We start from the raw sequence: 22,920 nt of genomic DNA on the forward strand, positions 1-22,920 counted from the left end.
ACATGGATAAAGTAAACACTTTTTCGGCACCTCGGTTTTCGAACAGATGATCTCATTAATTGATGTATCAATAATTTCTATGACAGTCAATCATTACAGTTCTGACCGGTATGTAAAGAAGTTCAAAACAAAAGATCACTTGATAAGTATTCTGTTTTGTGCTTTTGCCATGCGTCGCTCATTACGGGAGGCATCTGGTGCAATGCTTTGTTTATCTGACATGACCAAGCATTTACAGCAAGATAATATCCCCAGGCGGAGCAAATTGGCAGATGCAAATCAGCTACGTTCATCAGAAGTATTCGGGTATATTTACAATCAATTGCTGCTCAAGCATGGTCATTTTATCTCAGACAGCCGGATTAAAGATGTTATTAAGTAGCAGATAGAGATATTTGACAGCTTAACAATCAGCCTTTTTCAGGATATATTGAAATGTGTTGGCCAAAAACAACAAAACGGCAAGAGAAAAGGAGGAATCAAAGTTCATACAATCATGAACATTGATGAAGCGGTTCCAAAGATGGTATGGTTCACACCTGCCACCACCCACGACCATGTTTTACTTTAAAAGTTAAAGCTTGATTCCAATACAATCTACGAGTTTGACAAAGGCTACAACGATTAAAAAGCATTCCGGAAGTTTTGCAACCACCAGGCTGGTTTCGTTACCCGCTTAAAGATAATGCTGTATTTGAATCTGTTGAAAAACAACCCATTGATGAAGACATTCATTCAAGGGTAAAGCAAGATGAAATTATAACAATCACTGTTAAGGATGGCGGTGGTCAAAACAAGCTTAAGCTAAGAAATATCAGATTCTATGACAGGATATTTAAACGAGAGCTTGAATTTCTAACCAACTTGTTTGAAATGCGGGTGGATTTGGTTGCTGCCATTTATAAACTTCGATGGCATATAGAGTTGGTTTTCTAGCAATTATAGCAGATTTTCCCATTAAAATACTTTGTTGGGGACAACGAGAATGTGATTAAGATTCAAATATTGCGCTATATATTGCATATCTTTTGACGTCTGTTGTGCAAATAAGTTTTAAAAGAAGCTGGGCATTCTCAAATCTGGTTGGTCTTTGCAAGATTCATCACTTTAACTATATCCATCCGATCAGTTTTCTGGAGAATCCTGACAAAGACAGGAAAAAGACAATCAAAAATAAAGAGCAGTTTGCCTTGTTTTAAAAAGGGACTTACTTATAAAAGTTGAAAGATTTGGAAATTATTGTAATTGATTATCTATCTATTACATAATCAAGGCTTGCTTTTTGTAATTTTACCTGACAACAGTGAATCAATATTGTTATTTTTGCAATAATAGAATTATTTTTTATTTCATCATAAGAATATAGTATATGCAAATAGGTCAAAAAATACGAAAAGTACGCGAATTGCGCAATTTTACTCAAGAATTTATGGCAAAAAGTCTGGGAATTACTCAAGGGGCTTATAGCCGAATCAGGGCAAACGCATCTAATTTTTAAGGGTTTTTAAAAGGAATTCATTATCCCAACCACAGATTTTGCGTCTGCTTTTTATGCCGACTTTTAAGTTGTTCTTTTTGAGAAGGTTAATTGCGATTCTGTTAAGAGATGAGAAATTTTGAGCTGCATTTCTATCTCTTTTCCTGCTAAGATCTTCTCCAAATGCCACATCTAATACCCAATGCACTTTATTTTCAATTCCCCAGTGCTTTCTGGCACTTTTTCCAATTATGGGTGCTTTTGTCAAAGTACTGATGTAATAGTTGATATCCTTTTCAACTTTACCAGTTGCTTTAAAAATTCTTTCACGTTCGATTTTCACCACTGATTTCAGTCCGGCCCATTTGTTGCTACAAAACATTAAACTAAGGTCTGTGATTATAGAACATTTGCGGTTCTCAATACGGCCATGACCATAATCTACTTCCTCATAATAGTCATTTATTGGTAACATTCTGAAGCTATCTACTATCTCTTCCAGTAATTCAGGTTGATTATCTTTAACAGACAGAACATAGTCAGCTTGTTTTTTGACGATTTGTCTTGCTATTGATTTTTGACAGCCCATTGCATCAATGGTTACCGTACTCCCTTTTATTAACAAGGAATCTAAAAGCAATGGTATTGCCGTGATCTCGTTTGACTTATCTTCCACCTTTATCTGCCCAAGTATAAGCTCATTTTGGTCGGCCCAGGCACTGACTATATGGGTTGCCGATTTGCAACCTTGCTTGCGCGAACCTCTCATCGTTTTTCCATCAATATGAATTGTTTCTCCTGAGGTTATGTCGACCAAAGAGGCAACCCATTTCAAAAACCTGCTTTCAAATTCATCTGGATCTAAAGCAGCAAAAAAGCGATTGAATGTGTCATGTGAGGGTATTCCGTTAGGTAATTCAAGAATGGTTGAAAGCCAGTGCTGCTTATTCTTTCCATACAGTTCCATTTCGTCCCATGATTCAACTCCACTTAAAACAGCCGCAATGGATATAAAAAGTATATCGTTCATCAGGTGACGTTTGGTTCTTTCAATTCTCGGGTCTTTCATGTCCGAAAAATAAGACATTAATCCATTTTCTTGCATACGTTTATATTAGTCTGATTATCAGGCAAATATAAACATTTAATTTAGTAAAAACAAATTATTCTATTGATATTCAGTCACTTAAATGAAAAAATATTTAGATGCGTTTGCCCTGATAGCCGAATAGAAACTGGTCAAACAATGATTGACTTAAATCGAATGGAAGAAATAGCGAGAATACTTAATGTTGACACTTTTACCATAATGAAATTTGACGAAAGCTTCATTTTTAGGAAAAGTAATAATAATTGAGTAAGTGAGTTCGTGAATTACAATGGCTTTCTTGCTGCAGGAGAGTATAAATAATAGTTTTCTCGAATTGCATTCTAGAAATTTAGGTTATGGGATCCATGAATATTCCGGAGCATACCAGGCCAGTGATTCCGGACTTATGTAAGTCCTAAGCAATGAATGGTAAGAGGGCAAAGAAAGATAGAGTATTATTCTATGTTTTTTACAGAAAGATACTCCTTAAAGTTAAATTTTATGGGCTGTACCTGACAATCTGTCGATAATTGTATCGAAAAGAATAGGATCATCCAGGTATTGGTGCCAGGATTTGGCAGAGGGCTGTAAAACGATAATGGTCGCACTTTTTCTTCGCCATGCTTTAAATCCGTGTTTCCAACGACCTAGCTTTTTCATAGAATGACCAAATATCGTAATAACGCCGCAAATAGATGAACGCGAAGAAGCAAATGCGATAGCCTTTTATTGCCTTTTTCAATTGAAATTTTTTCTAAGAGAGATCTCTCTTAGAAAATAATATTTAAGAGTAATTATTATTAGATATACTATTATTATAGGTGCAAATTGTGTGCAGAACAGGTCAACAGATAGGTGTACAGAAAAAAATTATGGCGCATGCAGGTTAATTCTTACTTTACTTGTTGAACATTTACATTGAGCATCATAATCACTTTAAAAACGAATCCCATCGGTTAGTTGTTCCCAGTAACTCTATTGTGGCCCAATCATTTGAATTTGATCAAGTGATTACAATATGAAAAATATTGCTTTAGCAGAAAGAAACGGGTAACTTTGAGCTTTGTCTTATGTAGTTAATGATCAGTCTTTTAAGTATGTTTTCGATCTCGTCTGAATATATTGTTTCTTAAGAGACAAGTAACAAACTAAAGTTGAGGTTGCCAGCCGGATTTTATGACAGCAAATTGAAACTATATAGTTTCGAATTAAAAAATCACTTCCAATGCAATTTGGCAGGGAACATAGCAGATTGCCAAGGTGTTTACATATTATAATCGAAGAGCAAGGTTTACAGCCTCAATCACTATCTGATAATAATCTGCTTAACCTAAAATTGCCAGTGTAGAAATCTTACGTTTGAGTAGATTTTTCATCACCAATTACTTTTTGGAGGAACTTCCCAAGAAGTAATCCACCCAAATAAACCAAGCGGGGGTCTATGGCATTATTATTTGCTTTCGGAGCCTGTTTTCGGTACTTATTATTCAGCTTATTATCCGAAGCTGACTCAGTGTCTTCGTTTAGGTCAGGAGTTACTTCCTGTATTTCCTCAACTATATTAGTGGAAGCATCATCAAGCTCTGTTTCTGTTACAACATCTTCCTGAACTGGTTCATACAATGTATCTTCAACAAAATAAGCATTAGAGATTTTTCTGGACCGACGGTCAAGGTATGCTAACTGACGGCAGGAATCGGAGCAATACCGCCTGGAGATTCGCTCAGCAGTAAATAATTGCTTGCAGTGCTCACAGTAACGAATTATTTGGTCACTCATTTGCTTTTGTATTTTTGATGGATAAGTGTGAAAGCCCTAAAAGAATCTACTGAAACTTTAGCATAACAGGAAAAGGTATGAGCCTTGAGTTTACAGTAAACATCTCATTTCTTATTGGCTTATTGGAGCTGTCCATTTTGATTAATTGCATGAAATGATTTGATATCTGGCTCAGGTGGTTTCTTCTGATCTCCACAAAATAGTCTCGCCTTTTCACGATTTGCCTTCTTTTTCAATGCTAACTCTGTTTGGAATGTTTTTCGTTTAATCCTGGATTTTTGAATTTCCATCCACAACTCTTCATGATTTAACCTAAAAGAGAAATAAAACCCACGTGTATGATCAGCCTCATATGCCAGATGCCAATATTTCTGAAGATCAAAAATTAGCTTTAATCTATAATGACGGGACTGATATTTCATTAATATAGCTGGTATCCGTCCTTCTGCATTCCTTGCGGACGAATACCCGGCCATCCGGGCAAACAGAGCATCAAAAGATGTCTTCTTGAAACTGTCGTTTTGCAGAATTGATTTAAGCCCAACATGAGCGCAGAACAGGGCAATTTCAAACTCTGATTTTTCATTGAATGCAATATCATGAAAGATCTTGATTTTTATTCCCCCTCTGGGAGACTTTCTCCTTATCCAATCTTCATACAAAAACTCCCCTTCTACTATGTTAGAAAGGAGACTATTTATTTTGACACCGAAAAATTTAGCAGCAAGTTCAAATCGTTCCATCATTTCTCCAAACTGGAATCTTGTTCTTGCATGGTGGTACAAACAAAACTTGATAATCTTCTGACATGCTAAATCTTTATTATCAAAAATTCCGTTTAACAAATTTATTGGTATGTTCATATACCTGTCCTCCAAATTGGTATCAAGTCCATAAGGAATCGGGTATCTGAGTGAGGGATCAATTGGCTTTCTCATTACTACAGTTGTTTTAGAAAATAAAAAGGTGGCTTAGGTTCTTTTCAATGTATACGGCAATATTACCTCTGGCTTGTTTTGAGGTATTCATTGATGGCTGCCTGAGTAATCCTGCGTCCATCAGCAGTAGTTTTCAATTTACCTGCCTTTACAAGGTTTTTGATTGTAGTATGGCTACGGCCAAATATCTGAGCAACTTTAGCAAAGCTATAGTTCAAGCCTGCATTTAAGAGTGCTGTTTTCTTAATTTCATGCGATTCGATTGCCTTTTCGACAATCCTTTGCAAATCGCTTTCTGACAAGGTAGTCATCAGGTAGTTTTCCATTGTTCATCAGTTTTAGTTAGTTAACGAGTTGTTTGAGTGAAAAGCAAAAATTTTTTCTAAATAATTGCAATAAATATTTGCAGATTTAAAATTTATCACCCACCTTTGTATTGCAATTAACAATTGCTTGTTGCAAATTTAGCATTTTTTCTATATGATTTGCAACTATTTCTAAATATTTTTTTATTAACACTTTTTTTATGCCTATTAAACAGCACATTGGAGCCAGAATAAAAGATTTGATCAACAGTTCAAACCTGTCGGTTAAGGAAGTTTCAGATAAGATGGGAATTTCTCCACCTAATGTTTATCGGATTTATGAGCGGGAATCCGTTGAGACTAAATATCTTGTCAAACTAACTGAAATTTTTGGTATCCCGATTAGTTATTTTTTTGATGATGTTGACTCAAAAAAGCTGGAAAGTGAAATATCCAACCTCAAAAAAATGCTTGAACTCAAAGAGGGGGAGATAAAATCGCTGAAAGAAAAAATTGAAATGCTTGGTAAGTTGCTGGATCTAAGCGAATCACAATTGAAGAAACGGGTTGAATCAAATAACTTCCTTGCTTCCTTATTTAATATTCTTGAGGATCCGAAATATAAAAATCTCGGAAACAATATTTCAGCCAGAATGTATACCTTAGCCAAGGATTTATTAAAGGAAGGTGATGTTAACGCTTATTTACTGGTTTCAAAGATATCTAATGACCCTGAAATGGTCAAACTGATAGAACTAGCAAACAAGAAGATGCCCCGCTCACTCTGATTTCTGCAAAATTTCTACACTAACAATAAAAATATTAACAAAAAGCCCGTCAACATTGAAAAAGAGAAAACCTGGTTCAAGTCCAGGTGGGCCCACTTAATTTTCTTGAAATAATCAGGTGCTCCCTGGTTCATCCCGATAGCGATCGGGACCAGGTGGGCCCACTCACAGCCACAAGGGTTTCAGAACATTTACGTTTTGAAACCCGTTTTTATTTGCACAAAAGGTATACTGGATCTCCATCCCTGACGGACCCCTGCCATATCCAATAAGTGCCTGTTGAGTTGCCGTTTAAAACGTCATTGAGTTTTCAATTCAATAAATATCACTGCATTTGACATACAAAGCCACCTGGTGCAGGGTCTGAGCAGGTCAGGTGATCCGGTTTCAGGACTTCAGAATCTGCAAAATGTCTAGATGATTAAAAACTAATCTATGATTGGAGCGGGATTACAACTGGCAGTATGATGCCCGACATAGTTAAATGCCTTGAAGCAGGCAACAGTTTACTATCATATTTCTCAAAATGCTCTTAAGCCCAGGATAGAATTATTATATAATTAAAATTCAATTGTTTACATCTTGGTATCCGGCAATTTGTGCGTCCCTTTTGCAGTTAGAGATTCTTTACGACTAACCGGATTTGAACAATCTTTTCTGATCAACGTTTACGCATTTTAAAACACCAGAAGCATGAAGAACAAACTTTTCATTTTACTCCTGTCGGTTTTCCCATTCACCCAGAATTTTGCGCAGGATTATTCGTTTGAGGATTTTATCGGCACGTGGAATGGATACATAAGCAGCAATTCTTTTGGAGGTTATAATGACCCGATGACAATGATTATTGAAGAGGATGGTTTCTACACCGAAACATCCGGTCACCTGATGCCAACAATCTACCCCAATACACAACAATCGGAATTCGATGAAACTACAAACCGTTATCACTGGTGGTATCTTCAAACTGTATATGCAGGGCAATATACTTACCAGCATATCTTTTATGAAGTGGTATATTTCCAGAACGATACCCTTGAGATGCATTATAATTTCTGGGATGATCCGGAACCTCATCCAGAGGCAGGCACGATATTCCTGGTTCGCGAAACTGCTGTTGGCATCGATGATCTGCCGGCACCTGTAAATAATCCTCTCAGGAAGCTGTTAAAAGCATACGATCTGACCGGCCGTGAAGTTGATCCGGAAACGAGCGGGGCCATCCTTATTTATCAGTACGATGACGGAACCCGTGAAAAAAGATACAATAACAATCCTTACCGGAACAGCGGCATAAGATAAGATCCGAAGCCTCGGGTTGAATTCGCGCAATGAAACGGGTTTCAATACATTTAAGTTTTGAAACCCGTTTTTATTTGCGCAACAGGTAGATTGGATTTAAATCCCTGACAGACTTTAACTTTATCCGGCGAACGGCTTATATAATACCAATTTGAAGATCATCAAATTCCCAATCCAGTAAATACCACTTCATTTGACAGATACAGACACAAGGATTCAGGATCTTAGCATGTGACATGATCCAACTCTGTGACTGACCAATACTAAAACTTTAAAAAGATATTCTAATCTGTATAATGCTTTTGATAATTACAATTTATTCCCAGGCTGAGCAGATCATATTGCCTGAATCTGAATTTTCAAAAACTTGGCGCTGAAGCATGAAATTATTCAACATTATGAATTATTCCGGCATAGAATTTCACGATTTCGGCCTATTCTATGGCTTCAGGTTTTTGATACACCTGTTTGTCCTCATTTTCTCCTGATTTATTAACCAACAACTCAATGCCATTGAGTATTTTATTATAATGTTGAAATGAAAATTCGGTAAATGCACCCTTTTTGGAGAAAGACTTGAGGTAGGCTACATCAGGTTTTGTTTTGTAATCGCGGATATATTCATAATATCCGCGGCTGTGGAGAAATGCAGTATAAGCATGGCCTTCAGTCATTGTTACCTCCGGATAAGTAATCACAGCCTCATTCCCTACTTCAGGCTGCTCCAGATAAAGATTATCCGGGGCCTTAAGCAATTTACTGACATCTGTGCCTTTTTCATCCACCGCAGATGTTGGATCCAGATACTTGATTTTTACAGGCAAATTCTCTGTGAAATCCATAGCCGCATAATCGAGCTCCCAGAACATTTGTCCGCAGGTGAGTTTGATCCTGAGGTTATCGGATTTTACGTCAGACAAATCAATGGGCATTACCAGATCGCGGGCTGCCAGCGGACCTACCATGTCGAAATAATCTAAAAACTGCCAGCCATTTCCTGTTTCAAGATAAATTGACAGCAACAGGCCTTGATCCAGCATCCATTGTATACTTTTTTCCGGAAGGACCCGTTTCCGTTGTTCTGCAAAACGGTTGTAAGCAGTTCCAAAAAGCTTGGTAAACTCTCCATAAATGTAATCGAGCCATAGGGAATTTTTTGCATTCAGTATCAACTTACCAAATTCAGCATTTTCAGGCTTGTTGAATGAAATAATAAGTGAATTCTGCTCTTTGGGATCAACATTCTGATCATTAAAAAGATAATAACCATGATCTTTGGCTTTAAGTAAATCTGAATAGTCAATGCCTGATTCAGAATTAGCCATATAGGGAAAAACAACAGAAGAAAAGGTCTGGGTATTTCCATTTTTATCAAGCAATACTTCTGATCCGGAAGGATGCTCGACAATCATCAATTTTGCCAGGTTGATGTATTGCCTTTCAAGCAGTTCATTAGAGATTTTCATTTTAAATTCACCTCCGTCCGGTCGAAATCCGGGCAGAGGTAAATAATCATCACGCTCAAGCGACGAAAAGACAGCCCCTCCATATATTTCACCCATAAATTGATATGATTGCCCATTGAAAGTATAAACAAACGGACACGAACTCTTGGTTAATAAAACAAGAACCATAAATATTACAAATGCAGTCAAAAGAATGCCTATAGTTGTGAAAACGTATGAAAAGGTTGTTGTTGCCTGGTCTTTATCATATAATTCGATTTTTGACACTGAGGCCAGCTGAACTACTACGTGTAAACTGTCAAGCATCAGATACTGATTGGTATATATGTGCAATTCATTGATCGGGCTGGGATCATCTATGTTGTATCGGTTAGGCTTGCCAGGGTTGGTTGTAAGATAATTCTTATGGTTGAAATCAAGTGGCGTAATCAGGCCTCTCAACTCATTTTTATCCTGATCAAGTTCAAGTGAACTGAAATGCCATGCTTCCTCACCCAGATGCAGTATAACGTACCTCTCAGGATTCAATGTATGCTCATTCATTTTCTCAGCCGGAACCTGCATTACTTTGTAGTAATGACATCCTATAACCAGGTTCAGAAATGCAAACAGCACAAAAAAAACTATCCCGGGCAGATACCTCTTTTTGAAATTCATTTCAGATCCTGAAAATTCCCTGAGGTTACTTTCGTTTGTTTTCATGATTTTTCTTTTTAAAACTGGTTCCTATGGCTATTCCATATCTGATGTAGGGTCCGAGAGATAACATATATCCTGCATCCAGGTTACTTGTCATCACCAGACGTTCAGACAAATGAAACATGAATCCGGTTTGAACAAGCGCAGCATAGGTGTTGCACCTATTCATATAATAATTTTGATATACTTCAAAATATTGCCCGATCTCTAAACCAAGTCCGGTAAAGAATCTGACTTTGCTTAATTTTCCCGGATAATAGGATAAATCCAGACCAAGGCTATATAGTCGCTCCTTAAATAAGTTATAAACAATTGAATGTCAATAAATAAGCATCATTTTTTAGCGACTATTTATGCAGGATTTTGTATCTTTAATGCATAAAAACCTGCAAATTATGCTTGGAAAATCACCCACAAAGAGCCAGAGGGAATTATTTCGTCCGATGCTTGACGATTTTATCAATTTGGATCATGAGCTTGTTCGTTTAGCCAATAAAATTGATTGGGGATATTTTGAGAAAGAATTCTCGGTCTATTATTCTGATCAGGGAGCACCCAGTGTTCCTATCAGGTTAATGGTTGGCTGCTTGCTCTTAAAACACATTTATAATCTTGGAGATGACCGTATTCCTGAGGTTTGGGTTCGTGATGTTTACTTTCAATATTTCTGCGGGGGAGTCTTTTTCGAACATAAATTTCCTTTTGACCCGAGCGATTTCACTCACTTTCGCAATCGTGTGGGAGAAGAAGGAATAGGCAAAATATTTGCATACAGTGTAAAACTGCACGGGCAATCTGTTCACAAGCAATCGAAGTTTTCCTTGTCAGATACAACCGTTCAGGAAAACAATACTACGTTTCCAACAGATGCCAAATTATGCAAGAAAGTTATAGACCAATGCAACAAAATAGCTGAGAAAGAAGATATTGATCAACGGCAACGATACACCAGGGAGAGTAAGCAACTGCTACGCGACACTTACAATGGCAAGCATCCCCGACGAGCCAAAAAGGCAAAAAAGTCAAAAAGACGTCTAAAGACCATTGCCAATACGTTGTTGAGGGAGCTGGGTCGAAAAATGAGCGAGGAACAGCAAGGGAAGTACGCAAAAGAACTGAAACTCTGTTATAGATCTGTCAACCAGCAGAAAAACGACACCGACAAGGTTTACAGCCTTCACAAGCCCTTTACCCGTTGCATAGCCAAAGGCAAACCACATAAGCAATATGAGTTTGGCAACAAAGTAGGGTTGATTACCACTGGCAAAAAAGGGAAGAGGATTATTTTAGCCATCAGTGCATTTTTGGGTAACCCCTTCGATGGCCACACGATTGAGCCTTTGATTAATCAAATGATTAGCAATGACATAAAGCTACCTCAGGAAGTGGTTTATGACCGGGGAGGAAGAGGAAGGTCAGAGATTGAAGGTGTAAAGATCCTGACACCCCATAAACCCAAGGCCAGCGATACAATTGCTCAGAAACATAAGAAACGTAAAAAGTTCAGATCACGGGCAGCTATCGAGCCAATTATCGGACATCTGAAAACAGATTTTCGAATGGGACAGAACTACCTTTTAGGAGAGAAAGGCATACAAATCAATGCTTTGATGGCTGCAACCGCATGGAATCTGAAGAAAATGATGGAAAAACTCAAACTAGAGTTTTTTCGTTTCATTTTTCAAACGCTGGTTGAGCCTCTTTTTTTATTTTTTCCCGCTCGGAAAAATAGTTTTTAAGGAGCGACTATATACTCTGTTTGCCGGATAATTAACCTGAATGTCTGTGTTGTTTAAACTTTCCTTGCGACGCGGATCAAGCCCTATCGAAACAGGCACTCTGTAACTTAAATTCCTCAGGGGAGTAAAAAATTCATATTTAACTGTCAATGATCTATAAAAAATATCAACTACGTTTAAACTTAATACATGGCGACTGAAAATATAATCAATTGTTTCGGATTTCTCCGGAATGATTTGTGAAGGAATCTGATTATCGTCAAAGTACGTTACCGTTCCGTCATTCAATACAATCTTATAATAATCATTTTTATACACGACATTAATCAACCCTTCCGTCTCGTTGTAATCATAAAACTTTAACAGGGTTCCGCTTATTGTAATATCCCTTACAAGCCTGAAATCGCCGTTTTTCAGAAACAGGGTATCCTGTGCATGCATTTTCAGACCAACTAGCATACTAAACACTAAAATAAGCCAGAACGCAAACCTGAAAACGCTGAAAGTGTCTGAACAGAAACCCGGAAAACCTTTTAATATATATTGAACAGTACGGCTTCTGGTTCTTTTTGAGAAAAAGATTTTATGAAAAATTATCAAATAGTTTGTTTTCATAGTCTCAGGTATAATGCTGATATTAAACCTTTTTCAGACAGAAGCAAACCTTGCCTGATTTCCTTTAACCTGAAGATAAATCAATAAATTAAGAGGAAGTTTTTTGTAAGTCAGGAAGCGTATCTCACAAGTTTTCAGACTCAACAAAGACGCTTTTTCAGAAAGAATAAAAATTCAAAAATCATGCAGGGGTGCGTCATTGATTTAACGGACAGATTAAGGAGAATATGTAAGTGCCCCGTTAACTGTGATTTACACAAAGTTAGAAAAATAACATTAAAATGTCAAGTAAGCAAAGGACATATTATAATTAATTAAATTAAACCTGGCAGGACAATCAGGCGGGTTCAGCAAAACGGCATCCAGCTGCGCTGAGCTCTCCGCCCCCAACCCAGCGGCATTTGTAATGCTGCTATGAACATCATTGAATTTCCAATTCTATAAATATCAATGCATTTGACATCCAAAGCCACCAGTTTCAGGATCTGAGCAGATCACGTAATCCTGCTTCGGGGCTGTTTAATACTAATACTTTAAACTGCTCCTTTGTACTGCAAAATGCTTTGGATAATGTAAATTATCAACTGTCTGGAGGCTTTTCTGTCACCACAAACCTGAAAAGACCGCGCCACTGCTTTTATACCAGGGCAAGCTTTAACGATGCGCCTCCAGTTCTTTGATTCTCTTCAGCAGTTCATCTATCTGCTTTTGTTGGTTTTCGATGATCGCCTGCTGTTCCTGCATGCCTTTAACCAGTGGCACCACAAACTCGGCATAGCGCAATCCGTAAAGTCCGGATTCGCTTTTAGGGACATCCAGCCCGCTGAAATCATATCCTGTTTCCAGAGCGGCTTTTTCGACCTCCTGGGCAACGAAACCCGAATAAACCTCCATGGATTTCTGCTGCCGGCCCTCTGCTTCCAGCCGGAGGAGCTTTTCATTTTCTAATGAATCAGGCCGGTTTTTACGGCGTTTACTCCTGAAGTCCGCCAGTTTTTCGACATCCATCTGGTAGGTAACCGGTCGCAGTTTCAGGATGAAATCCAGGCCGGCCACATTCTCCCTGACATTGAACTGGTAACTTTCATCCGTGGTAAGAGTGGTCCACCCGGTATAACCGCCGATGCTGGTTACATTATCATTTCCAATCCTCACCTGGTATGAGGCATCTACCTCGGCATAATATCCAAGTGCGGTAAAGTTCTCAGCGAAATCTTGACTAACACCTGCAGCCACTCCTAACATTGTACCACGTGAGCAATGGCTAGTTCCCGCCCATTGATATGGTCCAGACGCATCTCCCACTGCTACATTATCCTCCCCTGATGACAAGTTACTTAGTGAGGATCTACCTATCGCAGTATTATTAGAGCCGTCTGACAAATCTTCAAGCGAACGGTATCCGATGGCGCAATTCCCATACCCACTTGCATAAGTACCTAATTTTTCTAATGCCTCATAGCCTAAGGCTGTATTGTAACAACCGTATGCATCTGAATAAAGCGCCTCACTTCCAATTGCAGTATTATAATATCCATAGGTATTTGAATAAAGTGCCCCACTTCCTATTGCTGTATTCGAATATCCAACGGTATTTGAGTACAGAGCATTAGATCCTATGGCGGTATTGGAAGTTGCATGATACGAAGCAGATACGTTAAGGCCATTGTTATACAAAGCGCTGTCGCCGATTGCCACGAGGTCACTCCGGTCCGTGTTGCTGTATAAGGCACGCAATCCGATAGCGACATTGGAGGAGCCCGTGGTATTGGAATAAAGAGTTGCGTATCCGAACGCGGAATTATAGTTTCCGATGGTGTTTGTCTGGAGGGAAGCACTGCCAAAAGCCGCATTACGTTCCCCCTGGGTGTTGGACTTCAGGGCTGGGAATCCGCATGCGGTGTTTTGGTAGCCTGTAGTGTTGCATTCCAGTGCCCTGTGTCCCACTGCCGTGTTGTAATATCCCCCGGTATTGGCGTACATCGCCCTGTAGCCCAGGGCAGTGTTCCAGAAACCGGTGGTGTTGGAGTACAGGGACTTGGGCCCCACGGCAGTATTTTCTGTGCCGTGGTATGATTGTACAGCATTCAGCCCGTTGTTGTAAAGGGCGCTATCGCCCACCGCCACCAGGTCGGATTGTTCCGTGGCATTGGCCAGGGCCATCGCGCCTATGGCGGTAATCCCGGTGCCTGCATCACCATTTTGCAAGGCCTGCATACCCAGTACCGTATTGTTAGCGATATTCCATGGACCCCGGCCCACGGTCAGCCCGTTGATCAGGGCATCCCCGTTTGCAACATGGAATCTCGCCGCCGGGCTGGAGGTCCCGATGCCCACATTGCCTGCATTGTAATAGATCGTTGTTCCGCTGTAAAGCCATGGACCAGCATTGCTGCCCACCAGTTTCCAGTTTGGCACCATCCTGGAACCAGCATTGTAATAAAAACCTGCTGTCGCATCATTCTGGAAAACCAGCAGCCCAGGGGCAGGCAACAGAATGGAATTACGCTGGGCCATAGACATTTGCGGGATGAGAAGGCCTTTTGAAGTGCTTTGCACATCCAGCATGGCGGAATTATCCGGGAGGCTACCATCGATGTTTATGGCTACCTGGGATAAAAGTATACTGCCCTGAAGCAGTAACATCAAAATTAATATTGAAATCTTTTTCATCGCTGACGGATTTGATTTATAATTTCCCGAAGCTGATAATCTTTATTACTATCAGAAGCTGGGTTTATAATAACCAGCTATAAATTTACCGCTATAAGATACGAAAAATCATTTGAAAATCAAACAAAAACGGGAATTAGTGTATTCACTGGCGACCCTAAAGGTCACCGTCACGCGCGGATAAAACCTAATGTATGGCAGGCTAAATCCCGGGGAGCAGCCGGCTGCAGCGGACCAGCCTCCCGCTCTTTGAACAGCATCAAATTCCAAATTCAATAAAAATATTATTGTCCGGTAAATTATTTGCAGACTCCTCACCCGTTTGCCCGGGTTCGGAATGATAAGGCTATCCGGTGGATTAACCGGAACAGTTGGTGGTTGGCGCCAAAGCCGTCAACCACCAACTGTTTTAGTATGTTAAAGCCTGTAATTTCGAACAGCGTGAAAAATCTTTATGATATCTTCCTGAAGAAACAGCTATTACCGGAATATTAATAAATAAAAATTCCTGCCTGACCCAGCCCCCAAACAATAAACGGTCAGCGGGAAAAACGGCTTGAATCCACGCAGGTTTCCCCCAATTTTATTCAGGACTCCCGTTCCGGCAACTTCGAAAATCAATGGAATTCTTCATGCATTAATGCTATATTTGTAATTCAATCAACCATTTATGACCGTGAAACAGAAAGTGATCATAGTTGCCGGCCTGGTTGTATTTGCCCTTGCCGGTATGCTGGGATTTATGTCGTCGAAAAATAACATGCCCGACGACGAAAATACCGCAGCCCTCAATTACCAGACCTATTGCGCCGGCTGCCACGGCGAAAAGCTTGAAAAATTTACCGCCAAAAAATGGATGGACGAACCGGATAACGCCTCCATCATACAGAGCATCAAAACGGGTCTTGAAGCAGAAGGCATGCCGGCCTTCGCACAGACTTTTACAGATGCCGAAATAGAGGAACTGGCTGCCTATGTCAGAAAAGGAATCCCCGCCGACAGAAGCCTGCTGAAACCTGCCTTAAGAGATGGGGATGTTACAAAGTCGGAGGTACAGGATTTTATCACTGAGACTGTGGTGACCGGTCTGGATGTGCCCTGGGGACTGGCATTTCTGCCCGGCGGCGATCTGCTGATTTCGGAACGCGCCGGAACGCTGCACCGCTTTTCAAACGGAAAACTATCCCCGCCCATCGAAGGCCTGCCACCCATCAGGGCGAAAGGACAGGGCGGGCTGCTCGACGTTTGCCTGCATCCTGATTACCACGAAAACGGATGGATCTACATCGCCTACAGCGCCCTGTACACCGAAAGCGGGAAATCCCTCAGCAATACGGCCATTATGCGGGCCAGGCTGGAAGGCAACCGACTAACGGATCAGCAGGTACTCTTCAGGGGAACCCCCTATACTGACCGTTCGCATCACTTCGGGTGCAAGCTGGCCTTCGACGGCAAGGGGCATCTGTTTTTCGGTATCGGCGACCGGGGGCAGCACTTCGATTTCCCGCAGGAACTTGACAATGCCAACGGAAAGATCCACCGCATCAACGACGATGGCTCCATCCCTGCCGATAATCCGTTTGCAAATGTCAGCGGCGCGCTGCCTTCCATTTACAGCTACGGGCACCGGAATCCGCAGGGCACCAGCATTCATCCGCAAACCGGCGAACTCTGGGTGTCGGAGCATGGTCCCCGCGGGGGGGATGAGTTAAACCTGGCGGAACCGGGCAAGAACTACGGCTGGCCGGTGATTTCTTATGGAATCAACTACAACGGCACCATTCTGACCGAACTGACGGAAAAAGAAGGCATGGAGCAGCCCGTTTATTACTGGACCCCCTCCATTGCCCCCTGCGGCATGACATTCCTTACCGGCGGCCGCTATAAAAACTGGGAAAACAACCTTTTTATCGGTTCACTCCGGTTTGAATACCTTGAAAGGGTGGTGATGAACGGTAAGTCGGTTACGCACACCGAAAAGCTGCTGGAAGAGATCGGCCGTGTAAGAAACGTGGTGGTAAGCCCCGACGGTCTGATTTACGTGGCCACTGAAACACCCGGAAAGATCGTGCGGCTGATTCCAGTGGAAAAGAAATGATCCCAAGGTTTTCGCACCGGGTACATTATTGAAGTCCGACCAACCAGACCGGTTATTTCATCTAATATGTTCATGCATGCCAATAAAAGGCCTGACATTTATTCTCTCCGTTGCCCTGCTGTTACTGTCAGGCCAGACAAATATTTTTAGTCAGAATACCGGTCAGCTCCCGGCCGGCACTCAGTCGCCGGATACAGCCATTGTCCTGGAGAAGATCACCATTGAAGGCTTCCGTCTGAGCCGGTATCAGCGTTTATTCCCGGGAAATCTGGCTGTTGTTTCCGGCGATGAGCTTGTCCCTGCCGACGGCACCAACCTGGCCGCCACGCTCAATACTATTCCCGGCGTAAACATGCAGAGCGGCACTTACGCCACCAACCGCATTGTGATCAGGGGAATGGGGAGCCGCACGCCATACAACACCAACCGTATCAGGTCCTACCTCAACGAAATCCCCCTGACCACCGCCGACGGCATTTCAACCCCCGAAGACATTGATGCTGCCGGCCTTGGCCGGATTGAAGTGATCCGGGGGCCGGCATCCGCGCTGTATGGTTCGGGACTGGGAGGAAGCATCAACTTATTCACCCCCGAAAAGTTGCAGCAGGAGGGCATATTCAATTTAAGCTACGGAAGCTTCAACACCCTCAGGACCGGTTTCTCGGGAACGGTCAATACCGCAAAATCCGGCTGGTGGGGCAGCCTCAGCCACCTGAATTCGGGCGGTTACCGCGATAATAATGAATTCAAACGCACAACCTTCATCACCACGGGCAGATGGAGACAACCCAAATGGTCGATGAAATCCACACTGATGCTGACGGGTTCGGAGGGTGAGATTCCGAGTTCGCTGGGCAAAACACAGTTTGAAAACGAACCCCGGGCAGCAGCCGCCAACTGGGCCGCGATTGAAGGCTTCAAGCGGATAAGGAAGACTTTGGCGGGAACCACCCTTACCAACAGCCTGTCGCCCCGCCTCAGCAGTCAACTTACCCTTCACGGGAAGTGGAGCGATAACTTCGAAAAAAGACCTTTCAACAACCTCGGCGATCAGACCCTGAGTGCCGGAATCCGTGGAAAGCTGAGCTATAACCGGCCTGCCACCGATTGGGTGCTTGGCATTGACTGGAGTACGGAACAGTACAAATGGAGGCTTGATCTGGACGGCATCCTGCTGAATGAGAACCGTGAAAACCGCGACCTGCTGGGCTTGTTTGGCATTATGAATTACAGGCCTGCCCCCCGCCTCAGTATTTCGCTGGCCGCGGCCCTGAACCATATCCGCTACCGGCTCACCGATCTGTTCGCCGGTGATGGCGACCAGTCAGGCAACCGCCATTTCCCGGTAATTATCTCTCCGCGGTTCGGAATCAACTATGCCGCCAACAACCACCTTACTTTTTATGTTTCGGCGGGTCATGGATTCTCCATGCCTTCGCCCGAGGAGACCCTCCTGCCTGCCGGAACCGTAAATCCGGATATCAGGCCCGAACAGGGCATGCAGTACGAAGCCGGCACACGCATGAATCTGTTGAACAAAGCATTGGAGGCAGAAATTTCCTTTTATTGGATAGCACTTGACGACCTGCTGCTGACCAAACGCATCACCGAAGATATTTTCACCGGAATCAATGCCGGAAAAACCCGTCACCAGGGAATGGAGTTGCTGCTGCGGAGCAGGATCCTCAATTCAGGAAACTTTCCGGGAAAACTGAAAACCACTTTCAGTTACACCTTCTCCCGGAACCGTTTTATCGATTTTACCGACGATGGAAATACTTATGATGGCAATGAACTTCCCGGCATCCCTGAACATTACGCGCAATTGCAACTAAACTGGAACCCGGCAGAAAAACTGGAATTGAGCACGCACTTACAATATACCGGCAATCAACTTATCAATGATGCCAATACAATGGCGTATGAAGGATATTTTCTGCTGAACCTGAAAGCCCTGGCTCAGTTTCACCTGAAGAAAACCGGAAAGCTCAGGGTATTTGCAGGTGTCAATAACCTGACCAATACACACTATGCTTCCATGCTGCTGGTGAATGCCCCGGCTTTCGGCAACAACGAACCGCGTTATTATTATCCTGGTCTGCCCAGACATTTTTATGCGGGGGTGGAGGTCAGGTTTTAATTCGGGAAGAAGTTCTAAACCCGGATTATACATTTGACAATGCTTAATCGGGTAAAAAATATCTGAGGCCCTTTATAAATTAAGGCAGCGGCATTTACCAACTGAAACTCTGTTATAGATAGAAAGGACAAATTATTTCTGACCTATTTCAGTTTGGCAGAACCATCTATCTCTTTTGACCAGAGGGTTGTACTACACGATAAGTCGCTTTATGTATGCCAACACCTGTAATTGTAAGGCTTTTCCAGTGAACCGGCAGGCAGGGGGTTTGTTGGACAATCCCCGCATCTGTCAGATGCAGACCGCCAAAACCGAATATAACAGCCTGAAGGAGCCCCCCGGCGCCGGTAGCAAAATACGTATTGTCAAAGTCTGCCGTTTCGGCAAGAGCGCCAAAAGGAGGGCGTTTGTTGGGAACATATCCTTTTTTAAATAGCCGGAATGCTTTTTCCGCTTCACCCAACCTGGCATAAAGTATGGATAAAATTGAATGGCTCATGGCAGGGCCTTCGGGAGCTATCCTTGGTTCATAATATTCAAGGTCAGATTTAACCTGATCTCTGTCTGTAATCACCTCAAGAGGATAAGACAATAAATTCACATCCGCCTGCTTAATGATTTCCCCGTTATATTCAGCATGTTCGCGGGTAACGCCATTCTCCATTTTCAGAATTTTCAGATTACCTGAAACTTCATCCCAAAGCTTATCGTATTGCAATCCAAGCACTGATGCGGCTTTTGCAGCATATTTTAAGACCGTAATAACAGACCCGTTGGTAAAGGCATTGTCATTCACGTTGGGGGCAAATTCATTGGCTCCCACCACATTGTTGACAGACCATGACCCGTCTTCATTTTTTTCAGCCCTGCTAACCCAGAATGCCGCAATTTCAGCCAGCACCGGATAAGCCTTACTTTTAAGCCAGGCTGTATCATGTGTCACACGGAAATAATTCCAGATGGCAATTCCGATATCTGCAGTGATGTGATGCTCGAATGTACCGGTAAGTGCCCACGAGGGCGTAGCTTCTTCCCCTGTGTCGTCTGATTCCCAGGGGTACATGGCGCCCTGATACCCGTAAACAGAAGCTTTTTGTTTTGCCTTTTCAAGCCGGTTTATCCTGTAATCGAGCAAGGAAGCGGCTATCTGCCCGTTGAAAACAAGCAACGGGGGAAACATCCAGAGCTCTGTATCCCAGAATACATGCCCGTTGTATATCCTTGATGAAAGGCCCATGGGAGGGATGCTCAGACCGGTATTGGGCGCTGCAAAAGCATATAAATGGTACAATGCCAACCTGACGTCTTTTTGCGATTCTTTATCCCCTTCAATGATTATATCGCCCTTCCACAATTCTTCCCAAAGCTCTTTATGCTGACTCATGGCTTTAGCTTTGTTGTCGCGCATCAGATAAATTACCATCCGCTCCGATTCATTCTGAGGATCGGCAAAATCGCCGGAAGTGCATACCGCACCTGCCCAGGCAAAACTCAGGGTTTGTCCTTTTCCCTTTACACTTTTAAAATTCAGATGATGCTCATATTCATCCACTAAGACATGGCTGAGTTCAGGCGATTCTTTTTCGAAAATAAATGAGGCTGTGGCTGAAATTTTATTCCTGTGATACCTGCTGACCGCGTTGGATTGCAACAAAGGCATCTGAATTTCATTATCTTTCAGAATCCTGAATGTGGAAATCCCCGGAAGGAGATCCTGCGGTGTGTGGATTACGCCCGAAACACTGATATTGATTGATTGATGTAAAGAGGTGATCTTTACATCCGTAAGTGCCATATAAGGCATACCCCTAAGGGCGCAGGTCCGGTACGATATGCTTGCTTTGTTTTTGAAAACAAATGAAGTCTCTAAATAAGCCTCTTTCATATTCAGTACTTGCTGCCATCCGGATACCGACTGAAGGTCAACAGTTTCCCCGTCAATTGTTATATTCAGGCCGGCAAAATTTATGCCTTCCATAATTTTACTGACGCCCAGATCAGATTCTTTCTCATAAACATTATTGAGAATAACGGATTTTACCTTAAACGGAATTTCCGCCGGGGTTAAACCGATTCTTCCGTTTGCCAGCGCAATACCTATGTAGTTCTCTGGATTTTTTACGACAATCATCCATGATGAATCAATATCAGGTGAATGCACCCGGCCATAGCCCAGGGTACATAAAGAAAAGAAGAGTAGTGTGAATATATTGTTTTTCATGTCTTTACAGTTTTCAATGATATTATGTTCAGGACACCAGCATGCCGTAAGAAAGGGAACGGAAAACCCGTTCCCTTTACTCAAAGCACACACCAACCAACCAATGATTTAATAACCGGGATTCGGAGTAAGATTGGGATTTACATCCAGTTCAGTCTGAGGGATTGGGTAAAGTCCCTGCCGCGCCGGCTGATATCCAAGCGGGCCAAGTTCCTGTACGGCAAGGCCCCAGCGAACCAGGTCAAAATACCGCTTACCTTCGAGGGCAAGCTCCACCCGCCGTTCATGAACAATAGCAGCAAAAAGATCCTCTGAACCGGTAAGATCGGGGAGTATCCCTGTATTTCCGCCGCGGGCACGCTGCCTGATAAGATTGATCTTTGCAACGGCCTCTCCGGTATTCCCGAGTCTGAAAGCTGCTTCGGCATATCCAAGCAGAACTTCGGCATACCTTATTTGTTTCAGATTCTGCTCGTGCCGCTCTGCATTCCCGCCTACCGGAACATCCACAACATATTTACCGTAACTCATACCGGTTTCAGGCGCCCATGCAGCCTGAAAAGGAAAGTCTTTTACTTCCTCCGAAATGATATCGCCTTCCCTGATGACCGTATATCTTAAGCGGGGGTCGCCTTCCTCAAATTCGTCAACCAGATCCTGGGTAGGCATGCAGAATCCCAGGCCGAAGATGGTAGATCCGTTCCTGGGCCTTACCCAGAAGTTGAAACCATTGCCATAGGAAAACTCCTCCCCTCCCTTGAATTGAGTTTCAAAAACAGACTCAACGCCATTGTCGGATTCCGGCTTGAAAATATCGCCAAAATTAGTTAGAAGGCTGTAGTTCCCACTTTCAATAACCGATTTGTAAGCATCAAATGCATCCTGCCATTTTTCCTGAAACAGATAGGCATTCCCCAGCAATGCCAGCGAAGCCCCTTTGTCGGCCCTGCCAAGTTCGGCAGCAGAATACTGGTTCTTCCAGGGGAGCAAACCGGCGGCAGTAGTCAGGTTTTCTTCGATAAATGCCCAGGTTGCCTCTCTGGTTGCCCTGGCAGGGGTTTTCTCAGCGTTTTTGGTTGTAGACATAATCGGAACACCGCCATACCTTATGACCAGGTTATAGTAATAGAAACCCCTCAGAAAATATGCTTCTCCGAGTATCCGCTCTTTCTTCGCCTGATCCATTTCGATATCAGGCACATAATCCAGCACCAGGTTGCAGAGGTAAATACCCTTGAAATACAATCCCCAGATGGTCTGATTTACCCCGTCGGTAGCACTGAAATTCAGGTTGTCAAAGTTGGTAAGGGCTGCCAGGTCCACGCCCTGACCTTTAACGGCATCGTCTGATATGATGTCCTTTTTAAATGCAATGCTCTTCATCCAGAAATCGTGCAGTATTGAATAGGCCGCATTGGCTGCGGCTTCGGCATCTTCAGCCGTCTTGTAAAAATTGCTCGTTGACAATACGCCATTGGGCGACTTATCGAGGAATCCATCATCCTTCTGGCAGGAGGAAGCAAAAAGCAGCAAAACAAGTGCCGTTATTGTTGCAATGTATATTTGATTTTTCATGACAGTTGCGTTTTT

General features: G+C 42.5%; 18 protein-coding genes and 1 pseudogene. 8 read left to right on the forward strand and 11 right to left on the reverse strand.

Going from position 1 to position 22,920, the window contains the following annotated elements:
* Positions 1 to 37: 37 nt before the first annotated feature.
* From TBC1_RS18080 to TBC1_RS18300, 3 genes and pseudogenes are all read left to right on the forward strand, one after another.
* Positions 38 to 382: pseudogene (locus tag TBC1_RS18080) on the forward strand (DUF4372 domain-containing protein); the annotation flags it as partial.
* 263 nt (positions 383 to 645) lie between these two features.
* A complete protein-coding gene (locus TBC1_RS18085; RefSeq protein WP_201781652.1) occupies positions 646 to 936 on the forward strand; it encodes a hypothetical protein in 291 nt (96 codons plus the stop codon).
* Between the two features lie 433 nt (positions 937 to 1,369).
* Complete coding sequence (locus tag TBC1_RS18300) at positions 1,370 to 1,498, forward strand: helix-turn-helix domain-containing protein (RefSeq protein WP_082189568.1); 129 nt, start codon at positions 1,370 to 1,372, stop codon at positions 1,496 to 1,498.
* Here the strand turns inward: TBC1_RS18300 and TBC1_RS10690 are convergent.
* The 5 genes from TBC1_RS10690 to TBC1_RS10705 form a co-directional block, all read right to left on the reverse strand.
* Complete coding sequence (locus tag TBC1_RS10690; protein ID WP_062041993.1) at positions 1,488 to 2,582, reverse strand: ISAs1 family transposase; 1,095 nt, start codon at positions 2,580 to 2,582, stop codon at positions 1,488 to 1,490. The genes TBC1_RS18300 and TBC1_RS10690 overlap by 11 nt on opposite strands.
* Before the next feature lie 477 nt (positions 2,583 to 3,059).
* On the reverse strand, positions 3,060 to 3,227 hold the full coding sequence (locus TBC1_RS17950) for a hypothetical protein (RefSeq protein WP_154669514.1): 168 nt from the start codon (positions 3,225 to 3,227) through the stop codon (positions 3,060 to 3,062).
* A gap of 693 nt (positions 3,228 to 3,920) precedes the next feature.
* The gene (locus TBC1_RS17810) at positions 3,921 to 4,346 is read right to left on the reverse strand and encodes a hypothetical protein (protein WP_137305587.1); all 426 of its coding nucleotides are present in this window, start codon (positions 4,344 to 4,346) and stop codon (positions 3,921 to 3,923) included.
* A 119-nt stretch (positions 4,347 to 4,465) separates the two neighbouring features.
* Positions 4,466 to 5,284 (reverse strand): hypothetical protein, encoded by an 819-nt coding sequence (locus tag TBC1_RS10700; RefSeq protein WP_062041999.1) that lies wholly within the window; start codon positions 5,282 to 5,284, stop codon positions 4,466 to 4,468.
* 62 nt (positions 5,285 to 5,346) lie between these two features.
* On the reverse strand, positions 5,347 to 5,610 hold the full coding sequence (locus tag TBC1_RS10705) for a helix-turn-helix domain-containing protein (RefSeq protein WP_062042003.1): 264 nt from the start codon (positions 5,608 to 5,610) through the stop codon (positions 5,347 to 5,349).
* A gap of 200 nt (positions 5,611 to 5,810) precedes the next feature.
* On the opposite strand from TBC1_RS10705, the gene TBC1_RS10710 reads away from it, so the two are divergent.
* On the forward strand, positions 5,811 to 6,377 hold the full coding sequence (locus tag TBC1_RS10710) for a helix-turn-helix domain-containing protein (protein WP_062042006.1): 567 nt from the start codon (positions 5,811 to 5,813) through the stop codon (positions 6,375 to 6,377).
* Positions 6,378 to 7,070: 693 nt separating this feature from the next.
* Positions 7,071 to 7,679 (forward strand): hypothetical protein, encoded by a 609-nt coding sequence (locus TBC1_RS10715; protein ID WP_062042009.1) that lies wholly within the window; start codon positions 7,071 to 7,073, stop codon positions 7,677 to 7,679.
* Between the two features lie 434 nt (positions 7,680 to 8,113).
* On the opposite strand, the gene TBC1_RS10720 is transcribed toward TBC1_RS10715, so the two are convergent.
* Positions 8,114 to 9,847, reverse strand: a complete 1,734-nt coding sequence (locus TBC1_RS10720; RefSeq protein WP_062042012.1) for a hypothetical protein — start codon at positions 9,845 to 9,847, stop codon at positions 8,114 to 8,116.
* Positions 9,828 to 10,013, reverse strand: a complete 186-nt coding sequence (locus tag TBC1_RS10725; protein WP_062042015.1) for a hypothetical protein — start codon at positions 10,011 to 10,013, stop codon at positions 9,828 to 9,830. Before TBC1_RS10725 ends, TBC1_RS10720 begins: the two co-directional genes overlap by 20 nt.
* Positions 10,014 to 10,197: 184 nt before the next feature.
* Here TBC1_RS10725 and TBC1_RS10730 point away from each other — a divergent pair, with 184 nt between their 5' ends.
* Complete coding sequence (locus TBC1_RS10730) at positions 10,198 to 11,583, forward strand: IS5 family transposase (protein ID WP_236695656.1); 1,386 nt, start codon at positions 10,198 to 10,200, stop codon at positions 11,581 to 11,583.
* On the opposite strand, the gene TBC1_RS10735 is transcribed toward TBC1_RS10730, so the two are convergent.
* On the reverse strand, positions 11,551 to 12,198 hold the full coding sequence (locus tag TBC1_RS10735) for a hypothetical protein (RefSeq protein ID WP_062042018.1): 648 nt from the start codon (positions 12,196 to 12,198) through the stop codon (positions 11,551 to 11,553). The genes TBC1_RS10730 and TBC1_RS10735 overlap by 33 nt on opposite strands.
* A 654-nt stretch (positions 12,199 to 12,852) precedes the next feature.
* The gene (locus TBC1_RS10740) at positions 12,853 to 14,871 is read right to left on the reverse strand and encodes a tail fiber domain-containing protein (RefSeq protein WP_082189569.1); all 2,019 of its coding nucleotides are present in this window, start codon (positions 14,869 to 14,871) and stop codon (positions 12,853 to 12,855) included.
* Positions 14,872 to 15,541: 670 nt separating this feature from the next.
* On the opposite strand from TBC1_RS10740, the gene TBC1_RS10745 reads away from it, so the two are divergent.
* Complete coding sequence (locus tag TBC1_RS10745; RefSeq protein ID WP_062042026.1) at positions 15,542 to 16,969, forward strand: PQQ-dependent sugar dehydrogenase; 1,428 nt, start codon at positions 15,542 to 15,544, stop codon at positions 16,967 to 16,969.
* A 76-nt stretch (positions 16,970 to 17,045) separates the two neighbouring features.
* Positions 17,046 to 19,109, forward strand: a complete 2,064-nt coding sequence (locus TBC1_RS10750) for a TonB-dependent receptor (RefSeq protein ID WP_062042029.1) — start codon at positions 17,046 to 17,048, stop codon at positions 19,107 to 19,109.
* Positions 19,110 to 19,275: 166 nt separating this feature from the next.
* On the opposite strand, the gene TBC1_RS10755 is transcribed toward TBC1_RS10750, so the two are convergent.
* Positions 19,276 to 21,330: a glycosyl hydrolase family 95 catalytic domain-containing protein gene (locus TBC1_RS10755; protein WP_082189570.1), complete on the reverse strand. Its 2,055-nt coding sequence runs from the start codon at positions 21,328 to 21,330 to the stop codon at positions 19,276 to 19,278.
* Between the two features lie 108 nt (positions 21,331 to 21,438).
* Positions 21,439 to 22,905, reverse strand: a complete 1,467-nt coding sequence (locus TBC1_RS10760; protein ID WP_062042032.1) for a RagB/SusD family nutrient uptake outer membrane protein — start codon at positions 22,903 to 22,905, stop codon at positions 21,439 to 21,441.
* Between the last annotated feature and the right edge of the window lie 15 nt (positions 22,906 to 22,920).

This window comes from Lentimicrobium saccharophilum (genome assembly GCF_001192835.1).
Classification (GTDB): Bacteria; Bacteroidota; Bacteroidia; order Bacteroidales; family Lentimicrobiaceae; genus Lentimicrobium; species Lentimicrobium saccharophilum.